This window comes from Pseudomonas sp. RP-B7, from assembly GCF_059803535.1.
Genome location: NZ_JAPFHC010000023.1, coordinates 57,281 through 70,714 on the forward strand (window position 1 = coordinate 57,281; position 13,434 = coordinate 70,714).

The window sequence follows — 13,434 nt, forward strand, 5'->3', positions numbered from 1 at the left end:
ATTTGAAGTCGCCGCTAACCAATGTGGGAGCTGGCTTGCCTGCGATAGCATCACCTCGGTATCACTGATACACCGAGGTGATGCTATCGCAGGCAAGCCAGCTCCCACACAAACCAGCTCTCACATTCAGGACTGCGGTGCCTGGCAGATTGTACTTAGTTCCAGCCAGCGCGATCCATCAGGCGGATCGCCTCGGCCTGACGTTTGCCCGCCACTTCCACCGGCAAGGTGTCCGCCACGAACTTGCCCCAGGTCGCCACTTCCGCCGACGGCGGCACTGCCGGGTTGGCCGGGAATTCCTGGTTCACGTCGGCGAAGATCTTCTGCGCCTCAGGCGTGGTCATCCACTCGACCAAGGCCTTGGCGGCTTCCGGGTGCGGCGCGTGCTTGGTCAGGCCGATGCCCGACAGGTTCACATGCACGCCACGGTCGCCCTGGTTCGGCCAGAACAGCTTCACCGCCAGCTTCGGGTTCTGCTTGTGCAGGCGCCCGTAGTAATAGGTGTTGACGATGCCCACGTCGCATTGCCCGGCGTTGATCGCTTCGAGTACGGCGATGTCATCGGAGAACACGTCGGTGGACAGGTTGTTGACCCAACCCTTGACGATTTCTTCGGTCTTGGCCGCGCCATGGGTTTCGATCAGGGTGGCGGTCAGCGACTGGTTGTAGACCTTCTTCGCGGTGCGCAGACACAGGCGGCCTTCCCACTGCTTGTCGGCCAGGGCTTCGTAGGTAGTCAGGTCACCCGGTTTCACCCGGTCAGTGGAATAGGCGATGGTACGGGCACGCAGGCTCAGGCCAGTCCAGGCGTGGTTGGAGGAGCGATACTGCAGGGGGATGTTCTTGTCGATCACCGGCGAGGTGAACGGTTGCAGGATGCCCATTTGCTCGGCCTGCCAGAGGTTGCCGGCATCGACGGTCAGCAGCAGGTCAGCGGTGGCGTTTTCGCCCTCGGCCTTGATGCGTTGCATCAGCGGAGCTTCCTTGTCGGTGATGAACTTCACCTGCACACCGGTCTTCTGGGTGTAGGCGTCGAACACCGGCTTGATCAGTTCGTCGATGCGCGAGGAGTAGACCACCACTTCGTCGGCTGCCTGCACGGTGGTGCTGCCGATCAGGGTGAGTGCCAGGGCAGTCAGGAGGCGCTTGGGTGCCAACATGGGTGCGGTCTCTCATTTGCAAAAAGAGCGCAAATGATAAGGACTCACATTTGCCGGCGCTTGCTGGAGGCGTTACCAGATGTTGCATGACTAGGATTTATAGTGGGGCTGATGGCCTCTTCGCAGGCAAGCCAGCTCCCACAGGGGGCCGGGTTTCAAGCTCAGGGCTTTGCCAAATCAGGCAGATCGCCAGTCAGGCCCAAGGCCTGGCGCACGAACACGGCCTTGGCTTCGGGCATCTGGTCGACCATCTTCAGCCCGGCATTGCGCAACCAGCGCAGCGGCAGTTGGTCGGCCTGGAACAACCGCTCGAAGCCCTCCATCGCGGCCATCAACGCCAGGTTGTGCGGCATGCGTCGGCGCTCGTAGCGGCTCAGCACTTTTACATCCGCCAGGCGTTCGCCGCGCTCGGTGGCGGACAACAGCACTTCGGCCAGCGTCGCCGCATCGAGAAAGCCCAGGTTCACGCCCTGCCCCGCCAACGGGTGAATCACGTGGGCTGCGTCGCCGATCAACGCCAGGCCTTCGGCCACGTAGCGTTTGGCGTGGCGCTGGCGCAGCGGCACGCAGACACGCGGATCGGCGCTGATCACCGTGCCCAGGCGGCCTTCAAAGGCGCGCTCCAATTCACGGCAAAAGCCTTCATCGTCCAGTGCCATCAGGCGCTCGGACTCCGCCGGCGTGGTCGACCAGACGATCGAACACCAGTCCTCTTGCCCATCGCGTACCAGGGGCAAAAACGCCAGCGGCCCGGTGTCGGTGAAACGTTGCCACGCCGTGCGCTGGTGCGGTTGGCTGCTGCGCACGCTGGTGACGATGGCGTTATGCAGGTAATCCCATTCGCGGGTCGCGGTGCCGGTCAGGCGGCGCACGGCGGAGTTGGCGCCGTCGGCCGCCACCACCAGCGGCGCGCGCAACTTGCGACCATCGGCCAGGGTCAGCAGCCAGTCATCGCCGGAGCGGCGCATCTGTTCCAGGCGCGCATTGGCCAGCAAGCCCAGGTCGCAGTCGTGCAGGCGCTCAAGCAAGGCATCCTGGACCACACGGTTTTCGACGATATGGCCAAGCACCTCGGCATGCACGCTGGCCGCCGAGAAGTGGATCTGCCCGGTGCCGCTGCCGTCCCACACCTGCATCTCGCCGTAAGGGCTGGCGCGGCGCTCGACGATGCCGTCCCACACGCCCAGGCGCTCGAGGATGCGCTGGCTGGCGGCCGACAAGGCGCTCACGCGGGGTTCGAACGCCGCGTCGTGAGCGAACGGCTTGACGCTCAGCGGGCTGCCGTCGAGCAGCAACACCTGCAAGCCACTGCCCTGCAACGCCAGCGCCAGGGCGCTTCCGACCATTCCGGCCCCGACAATCAGCACATCTGCGCGCATGTCCATGGTTTAAGCCTGTCTCGCTGGCGGCTTGCGCCGCACGTAAAGGGTTTTGTCGACGCGCGCCACCAGGGTGCCGGCGCCGTCATGAATCTGTACCTTGAGGTGAGGCAAATACTTCTCGCCACCCTCGGTCTGCCGGCGGATTTCATCGAGCAACGTATCGTCGATGGAAAACTCGGCAAACACCGGGCCTTTGCCCGGCGAGATGAAATCGATACTCGCGGCCTTGTCCCAGACGATGTAGTCGCGGCCCAGGTTCTCCATGAGCATCAACATGTAGAAGGGATCGACCATCGAATACAGGCTGCCGCCGAACTGCGTGCCGACGTAGTTGCGGTTGTACCAGCCCAGGCCCATGCGCACTTTGACGTGGCGAAAGTCCGCGCTCATCTGCTGCACGCTGACGCCCGCCCCCAGGTACGGCGGGTACAGGGTCATGATCCAACGCAACAAGCGCGCCTTGCCCAGGCGCTCAATCAACCACTTACGCATCGGGACGCGTGCCCAGGCCCATGGCCTGACGGGCGAACCAGCGTTTGGCCGGCGGTAGCAGGTCGAGACCGAGCAGGCCCATGTTGCGGCCCAGGGCGACCAGCGGCTGGGCGCTGCCAAACAGGCGCGTGACCTGGTCGGAGAAGCCCACAGTAAGTTTCTGGTCCAGGCGCTGGCGCTCGCGGTAGCCTTGCAACGTCGCCAGGTCGCCCGGCACCTCAGGCCCGGCCAGCAAGGCTTCGGCCAAGGCGTGGGCATCCCGCAGGGACAGGTTGAAGCCCTGCCCGGCAATCGGGTGCAGGCTGTGGGCGGCGTTGCCGAGGATCGCCAGGTGGGAGCGCACTTGTTCTTCGGCTTCCACCAGGGTCAACGGATACAGGTGACGTGCGCCAACTTGCTTGAGGGTGCCCAGGCGGTAGCCGAACACGCCCTGCAATTCACTGAGGAAGCTGCGCTCATCGAGGTTCGCCAGGCGCTGGGCGTCCATGCCGATGCGCGTCCACACCAGTGCGCAACGGTTGTCCGGCAGCGGCAGCAAGGCCATCGGGCCTTCATCGGTGAAACGCTCGAAGGCTTCGCCGTTGTGGGCTTCGCTCGGGGTGATGTTGGCGATCAGCGCGCTCTGGTTGTACGGCCGGGTTTTCACGCCGATGCCCAGTTGCTCGCGCAGGCCGGAACGGCCGCCGTCGGCCAGCACGGCGAGGTCGCATTCCAGCACGGTTTCATCGTTGAGGGTCAGGCGATAGCCGTCGGGCAGTGGTTCCATGCGCGTGACTTCAGCCGGGCAGCGCCAGCTGACCACGTCTTTATCCAAACCTTGCCACAGGCATTGGCCGAGCCAGGCGTTTTCGACGACATAACCCAGGGCTGGCACGCCCTCTTCCATGGCAGACAGGCGCGCCGTGGAAAAACGCCCCCGGTCCGACACGTGAATCTGCTTGATCGGCTCGGCGCGACGGGAAATGTCCTGCCACAGGCCCAGGCGCTGATAAATCTGCCGGGCGCCGTAGGACAACGCCGACGAGCGCGCATCGTAGCTCGGCTGGTAGCTGTCGCCCGGTGCGAACGGCTCGATCATCACGATCTTCCAGCCACGCGCCTTGGCCCCGGCCTGCAACGCCAGGGCCAGACTGGCGCCCACCAGGCCACCGCCGATGATCGCGAGGTTGACCCGGTTCATCGGGCAGCCGCCATCAACGCTTCGATCTCGGCGACGGTCTTGGGCACGCCGCCGGTCAGGATTTCACAGCCTTGCTTGGTCACTACCACGTCGTCCTCAATGCGCACGCCAATGCCACGCCATTTCTTTGCCACATTCTGGTTGTCCGGCGAGATGTAGATCCCCGGCTCCACGGTCAATGCCATGCCCACCTCCAGCACGCGCCATTCACCGCCCACCTTGTACTCGCCCACGTCATGCACATCCATGCCCAGCCAGTGGCCGGCGCGGTGCATGTAGAAGGCTTTGTAGGCTTCGCTGGCGATCAACTCGTCGACGTCGCCCTGCAACAAGCCCAGCTTGACCAGCCCGGCGGTGATGACTTGCACCGTCGCCTCGTGGGCCTGGTTCCAATGTTTGTTGGGGGCGATCTGGGCAAAGGCGGCTTCCTGGGAGGCCAGCACAATCTCGTAGACCGCCTTTTGCTCGGGCGAAAACCTGCCGTTGACCGGCCAGGTGCGGGTGATGTCGCTGGCGTAGCAGTCGATCTCGCAACCGGCGTCGATCAGCACCAGATCGCCGTCCTTGAGCACGGCGTCATTCTGCTGGTAATGCAGGATGCAGCTGTTGCGCCCGGCGGCGACGATGGAGCCATAGGCCGGCATCTTTGCGCCGCCCTTGCGGAATTCGTAGTCCAGTTCGGCTTCCAGGCTGAATTCGTGCAAACCGGCGCGGCTGGCCTGCATCGCCCGTACGTGGGCCGCGCAGGAAATCCGTGCCGCCTCGCGCATCACCTTCACTTCCGCCGCCGATTTATACAGGCGCATGTCGTGGAGCAGATGATCCAGCGCAACAAATTCGTTCGGCGGCTGGGCGCCGAGGTGCGCTTTAGAGCGGATCACGTTGATCCACTCCATCAGGTGGCGGTCGAATTCGGCATTGCTGCCCATGGCCGAATACACCCGGTCGCGGCCTTCGATCAGGCCGGGCAGGATGTCGTCGATGTCGGTGATGGGGAACGCGTCGTCGGCGCCAAAGTCGCGGATCGCGCCTTCGGTGCCGGCGCGCAGGCCGTCCCACAATTCGCGTTCAGCGTTGCGTTCGCGGCAGAACAGCACGTACTCGCCATGCAGGCGACCGGGCATCAGCACGATCACCGCCTGGGGTTCGGGGAAACCGCTCAGGTACTGGAAGTCGCTGTCCTGGCGGTAGACATGCTCGACATCACGGTTGCGGATCGCCACGGCGGCGGCCGGCAGGATCGCGATGCTGTTGGGTTCCATCTGCGCCATGAGCGCCTTGCGACGCCGGGTGTATTCCGCTCTGGGGATATGAATCATGGGCAGATGGGCTTCCTTGCTTAGTGCAGCGACGGCTTGGGTGCGGCAGGTTCTGCGGACTTCTTGGTCTCGGTGAACAGCAGCAGCGGCGCGACGCGCAGGTACTCCATGACTTCCATGTAGTCGCCTTCGCCGTCTTCGGACTCTTCCAGGGCGTCTTGTACCTGGGAGATGGCCGCAAGGTCCTGCAACACTTCCTTGGCGTCGGTGCTCAGTTCCAGGCCGCCGGCGTTCACGCCGAAACCGTGGAGGAAGCCCTGGCACCATTGGCCCAGTGCGGCGGCGCGTTCGGTGAGCGGTGCGTCGTCGGTCGGCAGCAGCAGGACCACGGTGACGTCGTCACCGGTCAGCTCGCCCTTGACCATTTCCTGCAGGCCGATCAGCGCGTTGCGCACGTTGTCGGTCGGCTCGGTCTCCAGCAGCTCGGCCACATCGGCCAGCCAGTTGTCGGCATCAAAGCCTACGCCGGTGCAGCTGCGGCCCAGCAACACGCCGTGCAATTCGGCAGGCGAGCATGGGTGACCGCTGGCGCTCAGCAGTTTGGAAAAAGCATCGTACGGGGAGTTCTGAATGGGCATGGTGAGCTAGGCGCCAGACGGCGCAATGTCTAGAATGAAGCGCTGTATCCTAGCACCGGCAGACGTACCAAGACTATCAAGGGCGTCAGATCGTTTATCCTGCAGTTGCCATTCATCAGACAAATCCAGTGGAACCCAATGGAAGACACCGACCTGCAAGCGCTGATGGCCAGACTCGAGTTGCTAATTGATCGGGTCGAGCAACTTAAGAGTCAAAACGGACTCCTACTAGCTCAGGAAAAAACCTGGCGCGAGGAACGCGCTCACCTCATTGAAAAAAACGAAATCGCCCGGCGTAAGGTCGAATCGATGATTTCGCGCCTGAAGGCCCTGGAGCAAGACTCATGAGTTCAAGCAATAGCGTCACCGTGCAGATCCTGGATAAAGAATATTCGATCATCTGTCCCCAGGAAGAGCGCAACAACCTGGTGAGCGCCGCCCGCTACCTGGATGGCAAGATGCGTGAAATCCGCAGCAGCGGCAAAGTCATCGGCGCCGACCGTATCGCCGTGATGGCCGCGCTGAACATCACTCACGATCTGCTGCACAAGCAGGAACGCCCTGACGTGCAGGCCAGCGGCTCGACGCGCGAGCAGGTGCGCGACCTGCTGGAACGTGTGGATCTGGTGCTGTCCAGCGATTCAGACACACCCAAGGGCTGATTGCCGCGACTGTTTAAGGTATACTCGCCCCACTCCCTGGCGTGTTTGCCAGTCGGCGATGTCCCTGAGCCGATTCGCACTACCCTGGAAGTTGCACGTTGGGCTGGTGTGCATGTCCGCTAGACGGAAAGCCTTAAAGCCTACTGCTTCTTCCACCTTGAACTTTCGGGTTCAAGGGCTAAGTCGACAGCGGCTCTGTCGGGGAGCCTGAATTCCCAAACTCAATGCCAGTCTTCGGACTGGCATTGTTTTATGAGCCGAAAACCATGACCGAACCTGCGCCGCTTTCCCGTCCGCAACTTCGACGCATGTTGCGCAAGGCCCGCCGCGAGCTCAGCCCGAGCCAGCAGCGCAAGGCCGCCCACGGCCTCTATCGGCAACTGGCACAGCAGCCGCTGTTTCGCCGGGCCAAACACATTTCCCTGTATCTACCGACGGACGGCGAAATCGACCCGCGCCTGTTGCTGCGTGCCGCCCAGCGCCGGGGCAAGGCCACTTACCTGCCGGTGCTCAGCGCATGGCCACGCACCAAGATGGTGTTCCAGCGCGTGCGGCCTGGGGAAAAGCTAAGGCCCAATCGCTTCCGCATCCTCGAGCCACGGGTCAACATCGGCCAACAGCGCAAGGTCTGGGCGCTGGACCTGGTGTTGTTGCCGTTGGTCGGTTTCGATGATGCGGGGGGCCGCCTGGGCATGGGCGGCGGCTTCTACGACCGCAGCCTCGCTTACCTCGCGCGCCGCCAGAGCTGGCGCAAGCCGACGTTGCTGGGCCTGGCCCATGAATGCCAGAAGGTCGAGAAGTTGACGCAGGCGAGCTGGGATGTGCCATTGGCCGGCACCGTCACGGATAAGCAGTGGTATATCGCGCAGACGCCGCAGTAAAAAAAGCGGCGTCTGGAAGAAGGGTCAACGCTTGAACGGTTGCGGCTGTTGCTGAGTCAATTCAACGGGAGCATCGGTCTTGTTCGACCACAAGCTTTGGGCATACCCGGTGGTCACGACGCCCAGACCAAACAAAATAACCAAAATCCATAGTAAATCCGGCTTACGTTGCATCGATTGCCCCCCTTCAGGCACTTCGTACACGATGACAACAACGTTCCTCAGGAGTCCGTTGCGGCGCTGTCAAGCTTAAAAGCGCGCATTCTGCGGTAACGTGAACCAACACGCAAACCTTGACGCCAACCGACTGTCGGTTTGTCATGCAATTGCCCGACAACTTGCCCAATCCCATTTTGAGGAGCGCAAAAATGGCCTACTGGCTGATGAAATCCGAGCCCGATGAACTCTCCATCAAGGGCCTGGAAAAGCTCGGCGAAGCTCGCTGGGATGGGGTCCGCAACTACCAGGCGCGCAATTTCCTGCGCGCCATGGCCGAGGGCGACGAGTTTTTCTTCTACCATTCCAGCTGCCCGGAGCCAGGGATTGCCGGCATCGGAAAAATCATCAAGGCAGCCTACCCGGACCCCACAGCCCTGGAGCCGCAAAGCCACTACTACGACGCCAAGGCCACCCCGGACAAAAATCCGTGGAGCGCGATCGACGTCGCCCACGTCAAGACATTCCCCAAGGTGCTGGGCCTGGGCTACCTGAAGCAGCAAACCGCCCTCGCCGAGTTGCCGCTGGTGCAAAAAGGCAGCCGACTGTCGGTGATGCCGGTGACCGCCGAACAATGGGCGGCGGTGCTCGCCCTGGGTTAAACACCCAGAACCCGGCAGTCACGCGCCAGACGCATGCATCTGCACGCCGGGCGGGTTAGGCTGGTGCTTCATTTGACCGGAATCAACCGCCCCTGGGCGCCATCCGGTCAAACTAGGATGCTAATGCCGCAGGAAGCCGCCATGTCGACGAATCACCACACCTCCCGTCTTTTCGCCATCGCACTCATCGCCCTGTTGCTGGGTGCCGGCGGCTTCGGCTATTGGCGCTCCCTCCAGGACCGCCTCCCCGAAGGCCTGAGCATGGGCAACGGGCGCCTGGAATCCACCGAAGTGCAGATCGCCGCCAAGATCCCCGGGCGCCTGGCCGAGGTGCGCGTGGACGAAGGCGACAAGGTGCTCAAAGGCCAACTGCTCGCACGCATGGACACCCGCACCCTCGAGGCCCAACGCGCCCAGGCCGAGGCCGAAGTGCTGCGCGCCAAGGAAAACTTCGCCGCCGCCGAGGCCAATGTGCAACTGCGCCAAAGCGAGCAGTTGCTGGCCAACCAGGAACTCAAGCGTACCCAGGAGCTGTACAAGCGCGGCTTCGCCAGCAGCCAACTGATCGACCAGCAGCAAGCCCGGCAGAACACCGGCAACGCCGCGGTGATCGCCGCGCAAGCCCAGGTCAACTCGGTGAAGGCCGCCATCGGTGCGGCCCAGGCCCAAGTCGCCCAGCTCAACAGCGAGATCGACGACAGCAGCCTGCGCGCGCCCATCGACGGGATCATCCAACTGCGCCTGGCCGAGCCCGGCGAAGTGCTTGGCGCGGGCGGACGTGTGCTGCTGTTGATCGATCCGAATGACCAGTACATGAACCTCTACCTGCCCGCCTCCGTCACCGGTCGCCTGACCGTCGGCAGCGACGCGCGCATCCTGCTTGATGCCCTGCCCCAGCAACCGCTGCCGGCCAAGATCAGCTTTGTCGCCGCCAAATCCCAGTTCACGCCCAAGGAAGTGGAAACCCGCGACGAGCGCCAGAAACTGGTGTTCCGCGTCAAACTGCGCCTGACCCAACCCGACGCCGTGCCCCAAGCCAAACCGGGCATGCCCGGCGCCGGTTACGTGCGCACGGCAGACATCGCCTGGCCGGCCAACCTGCAATGACCGGCCTGGCGCTGCACGCCAGCGGGATCAGCCATCGCTACGGCAAACAACAGGCTTTGCTCGACATCGCCTTCAGCCTGCCCGCCGGAACGCGCTGCGGCTTGATCGGCCCGGACGGCGCAGGCAAGTCGAGCCTGCTGGGGTTGATCGCCGGGGTCAAAAAGCTCCAGGCAGGCCAGCTAGAGGTGCTTGGCGGCTCGATCCAGGACCGGCGCCACCGCAACAGCCTCTACCCGCGCATCGCCTTCATGCCCCAAGGGCTGGGCGGCAACCTGTACCCCGAGCTGTCGATCAGCGAAAACATCCGTTTCTTCGCCACGCTGTTCGGCCTGTCCAGAGCCGACTGCGACCAGCGCATGCACAACCTGCTGCTGGCCACCGACCTCGCACGCTTCGCCGAACGCCCGGCGGGCAAGCTGTCCGGCGGGATGAAGCAGAAGCTCGGCCTGTGCTGCGCGCTGATCCACGACCCGGACCTGCTGATCCTCGACGAACCCACCACCGGCGTCGATCCGCTGTCGCGCCGACGCTTCTGGGAGCTGGTAGAAACCGTACGCAGCGAGCGCCCGCAGCTGACGTTGCTGGTGGCGACGGCCTACATGGAAGAAGCCGAACAATTCGAACATTGCCTGATGCTCGATCGCGGCAAACTGATCGCCGACGGCCTGAGCAGCGAACTGGCCGCCGCCACACCCAGTGGCAAACTGGATGAGGCCTTCACCCACTTCCAGGGCGACAGCGCCCACGACAACCAACCGCTGCTGATCCCACCCCGGGAAAGTGCCAACACCGACATCGCCATCGAAGCCCACGACTTGACCCTGCGTTTCGGTGATTTCACCGCGGTGAACAAGGTCAGTTTCGCCATCGGCCGTGGCGAGATTTTCGGTTTCCTCGGTTCCAACGGTTGCGGCAAGACCACCACCATGAAGGTGCTGACCGGGCTGATGCCGGCCACCGAAGGCAGCGCGAAGTTGCTGGGCAACCCGGTGAATGCCAAGGACCTGGCCACCCGCAAGCGCGTGGGGTTCATGTCGCAGAGTTTCTCGCTGTATGGCGAACTCAGCGTGCGCCAGAACCTGGTACTGCACGCGCAGTTGTTCGACCTGAACCCGGCCGAGAGCGGGCCGCGGATCGACGAGTTGATCCAGCGTTTCGACCTCGGTGATGTCGCCGAGCAACCCTCCGGCGAACTGCCCCTGGGCCTGCGCCAGCGCCTGTCATTGGCGGTGGCGGTGCTGCATCGCCCGGAAGTGCTGATCCTCGACGAGCCGACCTCGGGCGTCGATCCGGCGGCGCGGGATGACTTCTGGCGGCTGCTGATCGAGTTGTCCCGCGAACAGGGCGTGACCATCTTTCTGTCCACACACTTTATGAACGAAGCCCAGCGCTGCGACCGCATTTCCTTGATGCACGCGGGCAAGGTGCTGGCCTGCGACACGCCGCACGCGCTGCAACAGCAGTTCCACGGCGACACCCTCGAAGCCGCCTTCGTCACCTGCCTGGAACAGGCCCAGGGCGAACCCGAGCCGACTGCGCCCACCGCCACGGTCAGCGAAACCGCGGCGCCGCCGGTGAGCAAGCGCGGTTTCAGCCTGGCGCGCCTGTTGGCCGTGGCCAGCCGCGAAGGCAAGGAACTGCTGCGCGACAAGGTGCGCATGGCCTTCGCCCTGCTCGGCGCGATGTTCATGATGGTGATCTTCGGCTACGGCATTTCCCTGGATGTGGAAAACCTCGCCTTCGCCGTCTATGACCAAGACCAGACCCCGCAGAGTCGCGCCTACCTGGAGGCGTTCCGCAGCTCGCGGTACTTCGAGGAGCAACCGGCGATTCAGGATTCGAGCGAACTGCACCGGCGCCTGCAACGCTCGGAAATCAAACTGGCCCTGGAGATCCCCCCCGGTTTTGGCCGCGACCTCTACGCCGGTCGCCAACCCACCGTGGCCGCCTGGCTCGACGGCGGCATGCCGTTTCGTGCGGAAACCAGCCGCAACTATGTAGAAGCCGTGCACCAAGCCAACCTCCAGCAACTGGGCGAACTGAGCAGCCGGCCACAAAACACCCCGGCAGCGGCCAAACTGGAAACGCGCTTTCGCTATAACCAGGACGTGGTCAGCGTAAACGCCATCGGCCCCGGCGTAATGGCGCTGATCCTGGCGTTTATTCCGGCGATGCTCACCGCCCTCGGCATCGTGCGTGAAAAGGAGCTGGGCTCGATCACCAACTTCTACGCCACGCCGCTTACACGCCTGGAGTTCCTGCTGGGCAAACAGGCGCCGTACCTGGCCGTCAGCCTGATCAACCTGGCACTGCTGGTGGCGATGAACCGCTGGCTGTTCGGCGTGCCATTCAAGGGCAGCGGCCTGACGTTGGCGTTCGGCGGCCTGCTGTATGTGCTGGCCACCACCGGCATGGGCCTGCTGATTTCCGCGTTCACCCGCACCCAGATCGCCGCGATCCTCGGCACCATGATCATCACCAGCCTGCCGACTATCCAGTTTTCCGGGCTGATCGTGCCGCGTTCGTCCCTGGAAGGCGCCGCCGCGCTGATGGGCATGCTGTTTCCGGCGGGGCATTTCCTCGACATTGCGGTAGGCACCTTTACCAAGGCCCTGGACCTGCGCCAGCTGTGGCCGCAGTGCCTGGCGCTGTTCGGGTTTTTCGTCGGGTTCACCGGGTTGAGCCTGATCATGCTCAAGAAGCAGGAGGCCTGATGCACAAGTTCGCGCACATCCTGCGCCTGGGTCTGAAGGAACTCACCAGCCTGCGCCACGACAGCGTCTTGCTGCTGTTCCTGTTCTACGCCTTCACCGTAGCCATCTATATGCCCGCCGCCGGTTCGGTGATTGGCGTACACAACGCCAGTGTGGCGTTTATCGACGAAGACCACAGCACGCTCTCGCGGCAGATGGCCGAAGCGCTGCAGCCACCCGAGTTTCAAGCGCCTGTGCCATTAGCCTATGACCAGTTGGACAAGGTCATGGACAGCGGCGCGTATACCTTCGTCATCAATGTGCCGGCGAACTTCCAGGCCGACCTGCTGGCCGGTCGCCAACCCGGCGTGCAGGTGAATGTGGACGCCACGGCGATGAGCCAGGCGTTTATGGGCGCGGGCTACATCGGGCGGATTTTCCAGCGTGAGCTGCTGGCCTATAGCGGGCAGACCGCTGCCGCGAGCAACACGCCGGCCCTGCTGACCACCCGCGCGCTGTTCAACACCAACCTGGAAGGCGGCTGGTTTCTGGCGGTGATCCAGATCGTCAACAACATCACCATCCTCGCCGTCGTGCTCACCGGCACTGCGCTGCTGCGGGAACGCGAGCACGGCACCCTCGACCATTTGCTGGTGCTGCCGCTGACCGCGCTGGAGATCATGCTGGCAAAAATCTGGAGCAACATGCTGGTGGTGGTGTTGTGCACCTGGGTGTCGCTGGAGGTGGTGGTCAAGGGTTTGCTCGGCGTACCGCTGGCGGGGTCGCTGGGGTTGTTCCTGTTTGTCACGGCGCTGTATCTGTTTGCCAGCACCGCACTGGGGATCTTTCTCGCCACACTGGCCCGTTCGACGCCGCAATTTGGCTTGCTGGCGATTCCGGTGATTATCCCGATGCTGTTGTTGTCCGGCGGCAGTACGCCGTTGGACAGCATGCCCGAGTGGTTGCAGTGGGTGATGCAGGCATCGCCCTCGACGCATTTTGTAAGCCTGAGCGCGGCGATTCTGTTTCGGGATGCGGGGGTGGGTGTGGTGTGGCCGGACTTGCTGGCGCTGGCGGGGATCGGGTTGGTGTTTTTTGCGGTGGCGCTGGGACGGTTCAGGAAGAGTTTGGCGTCCTGAGGTGACTGTCAGGGCCTCTTCGC

General features: G+C 63.4%; 14 protein-coding genes and 1 other RNA gene. 8 read left to right on the forward strand and 7 right to left on the reverse strand.

Features of this window, described 5'->3' with window-relative positions; all coding sequences use genetic code 11:
- Positions 1-155: 155 nt before the first annotated feature.
- The 6 genes from OPU96_RS19975 to OPU96_RS20000 all read right to left on the reverse strand — a co-directional run bounded on the left by OPU96_RS19975 (position 156) and on the right by OPU96_RS20000 (position 6,111).
- Complete coding sequence (locus OPU96_RS19975; RefSeq protein ID WP_017739066.1) at positions 156-1,160, reverse strand: extracellular solute-binding protein; 1,005 nt, start codon at positions 1,158-1,160, stop codon at positions 156-158.
- Between the two features lie 161 nt (positions 1,161-1,321).
- Positions 1,322-2,539, reverse strand: coding sequence for a 2-octaprenyl-3-methyl-6-methoxy-1,4-benzoquinol hydroxylase (locus OPU96_RS19980; RefSeq protein ID WP_226454824.1), 1,218 nt, complete (start codon positions 2,537-2,539; stop codon positions 1,322-1,324).
- Positions 2,540-2,548: 9 nt separating this feature from the next.
- A complete protein-coding gene (locus tag OPU96_RS19985; RefSeq protein ID WP_226454615.1) occupies positions 2,549-3,034 on the reverse strand; it encodes a DUF4442 domain-containing protein in 486 nt (161 codons plus the stop codon).
- Positions 3,027-4,214 (reverse strand): 2-octaprenyl-6-methoxyphenyl hydroxylase, encoded by a 1,188-nt coding sequence (ubiH, locus tag OPU96_RS19990; protein ID WP_498559547.1) that lies wholly within the window; start codon positions 4,212-4,214, stop codon positions 3,027-3,029. The genes OPU96_RS19985 and ubiH overlap by 8 nt, the downstream gene beginning before the upstream one ends.
- Complete coding sequence (gene pepP, locus OPU96_RS19995) at positions 4,211-5,533, reverse strand: Xaa-Pro aminopeptidase (protein ID WP_192297923.1); 1,323 nt, start codon at positions 5,531-5,533, stop codon at positions 4,211-4,213. The genes ubiH and pepP overlap by 4 nt, the downstream gene beginning before the upstream one ends.
- Positions 5,534-5,553: 20 nt before the next feature.
- A complete protein-coding gene (locus OPU96_RS20000; RefSeq protein WP_058426458.1) occupies positions 5,554-6,111 on the reverse strand; it encodes a YecA/YgfB family protein in 558 nt (185 codons plus the stop codon).
- A 138-nt stretch (positions 6,112-6,249) separates the two neighbouring features.
- Between OPU96_RS20000 and OPU96_RS20005 the strand changes: the two genes are divergently transcribed.
- The 4 genes from OPU96_RS20005 to OPU96_RS20020 all read left to right on the forward strand — a co-directional run bounded on the left by OPU96_RS20005 (position 6,250) and on the right by OPU96_RS20020 (position 7,654).
- Positions 6,250-6,459, forward strand: coding sequence for a TIGR02449 family protein (locus OPU96_RS20005; RefSeq protein ID WP_003177365.1), 210 nt, complete (start codon positions 6,250-6,252; stop codon positions 6,457-6,459).
- Positions 6,456-6,773, forward strand: a complete 318-nt coding sequence (locus tag OPU96_RS20010; protein ID WP_159937738.1) for a cell division protein ZapA — start codon at positions 6,456-6,458, stop codon at positions 6,771-6,773. Before OPU96_RS20005 ends, OPU96_RS20010 begins: the two co-directional genes overlap by 4 nt.
- A gap of 30 nt (positions 6,774-6,803) precedes the next feature.
- Positions 6,804-6,982, forward strand: a non-coding RNA gene (gene ssrS, locus OPU96_RS20015) — 6S RNA.
- Positions 6,983-7,039: 57 nt separating this feature from the next.
- Positions 7,040-7,654: a 5-formyltetrahydrofolate cyclo-ligase gene (locus OPU96_RS20020; RefSeq protein WP_226454616.1), complete on the forward strand. Its 615-nt coding sequence runs from the start codon at positions 7,040-7,042 to the stop codon at positions 7,652-7,654.
- A 24-nt stretch (positions 7,655-7,678) separates the two neighbouring features.
- Here the strand turns inward: OPU96_RS20020 and OPU96_RS20025 are convergent, their stop codons facing one another.
- The gene (locus tag OPU96_RS20025; RefSeq protein ID WP_092355790.1) at positions 7,679-7,828 is read right to left on the reverse strand and encodes a hypothetical protein; all 150 of its coding nucleotides are present in this window, start codon (positions 7,826-7,828) and stop codon (positions 7,679-7,681) included.
- 194 nt (positions 7,829-8,022) lie between these two features.
- On the opposite strand from OPU96_RS20025, the gene OPU96_RS20030 reads away from it, so the two are divergent.
- The 4 genes from OPU96_RS20030 (at position 8,023) to OPU96_RS20045 (ending at position 13,411) form a co-directional block, all read left to right on the forward strand.
- A complete protein-coding gene (locus OPU96_RS20030; RefSeq protein WP_305391713.1) occupies positions 8,023-8,472 on the forward strand; it encodes an EVE domain-containing protein in 450 nt (149 codons plus the stop codon).
- Positions 8,473-8,613: 141 nt separating this feature from the next.
- Positions 8,614-9,579, forward strand: coding sequence for an HlyD family secretion protein (locus OPU96_RS20035; RefSeq protein WP_192297926.1), 966 nt, complete (start codon positions 8,614-8,616; stop codon positions 9,577-9,579).
- A complete protein-coding gene (gene rbbA, locus OPU96_RS20040) occupies positions 9,576-12,293 on the forward strand; it encodes a ribosome-associated ATPase/putative transporter RbbA (RefSeq protein WP_226454619.1) in 2,718 nt (905 codons plus the stop codon). Before OPU96_RS20035 ends, rbbA begins: the two co-directional genes overlap by 4 nt.
- On the forward strand, positions 12,293-13,411 hold the full coding sequence (locus OPU96_RS20045) for an ABC transporter permease (protein ID WP_305391714.1): 1,119 nt from the start codon (positions 12,293-12,295) through the stop codon (positions 13,409-13,411). Before rbbA ends, OPU96_RS20045 begins: the two co-directional genes overlap by 1 nt.
- Positions 13,412-13,434 lie beyond the last annotated feature (23 nt).

Excerpts from the sequence above, each read along its gene's own strand:
- OPU96_RS20045 (WP_305391714.1), top strand. The coding sequence starts at position 12,293 with ATGCACAAGTTCGCGCACATCCTGCGCCTGGGTCTGAAGGAACTCACC.
- ubiH (WP_498559547.1), bottom strand. The coding sequence starts at position 4,214 with ATGAACCGGGTCAACCTCGCGATCATCGGCGGTGGCCTGGTGGGCGCC.
- OPU96_RS20020 (WP_226454616.1), top strand. The coding sequence starts at position 7,040 with ATGACCGAACCTGCGCCGCTTTCCCGTCCGCAACTTCGACGCATGTTG.
- OPU96_RS19975 (WP_017739066.1), bottom strand. The coding sequence starts at position 1,160 with ATGTTGGCACCCAAGCGCCTCCTGACTGCCCTGGCACTCACCCTGATC.
- pepP (WP_192297923.1), bottom strand. The coding sequence starts at position 5,533 with ATGATTCATATCCCCAGAGCGGAATACACCCGGCGTCGCAAGGCGCTC.
- OPU96_RS20025 (WP_092355790.1), bottom strand. The coding sequence starts at position 7,828 with ATGCAACGTAAGCCGGATTTACTATGGATTTTGGTTATTTTGTTTGGT.
- OPU96_RS20030 (WP_305391713.1), top strand. The coding sequence starts at position 8,023 with ATGGCCTACTGGCTGATGAAATCCGAGCCCGATGAACTCTCCATCAAG.
- OPU96_RS20010 (WP_159937738.1), top strand. The coding sequence starts at position 6,456 with ATGAGTTCAAGCAATAGCGTCACCGTGCAGATCCTGGATAAAGAATAT.
- OPU96_RS20000 (WP_058426458.1), bottom strand. The coding sequence starts at position 6,111 with ATGCCCATTCAGAACTCCCCGTACGATGCTTTTTCCAAACTGCTGAGC.
- OPU96_RS19985 (WP_226454615.1), bottom strand. The coding sequence starts at position 3,034 with ATGCGTAAGTGGTTGATTGAGCGCCTGGGCAAGGCGCGCTTGTTGCGT.
- OPU96_RS20005 (WP_003177365.1), top strand. The coding sequence starts at position 6,250 with ATGGAAGACACCGACCTGCAAGCGCTGATGGCCAGACTCGAGTTGCTA.
- OPU96_RS19980 (WP_226454824.1), bottom strand. The coding sequence starts at position 2,539 with ATGCGCGCAGATGTGCTGATTGTCGGGGCCGGAATGGTCGGAAGCGCC.
- rbbA (WP_226454619.1), top strand. The coding sequence starts at position 9,576 with ATGACCGGCCTGGCGCTGCACGCCAGCGGGATCAGCCATCGCTACGGC.
- OPU96_RS20035 (WP_192297926.1), top strand. The coding sequence starts at position 8,614 with ATGTCGACGAATCACCACACCTCCCGTCTTTTCGCCATCGCACTCATC.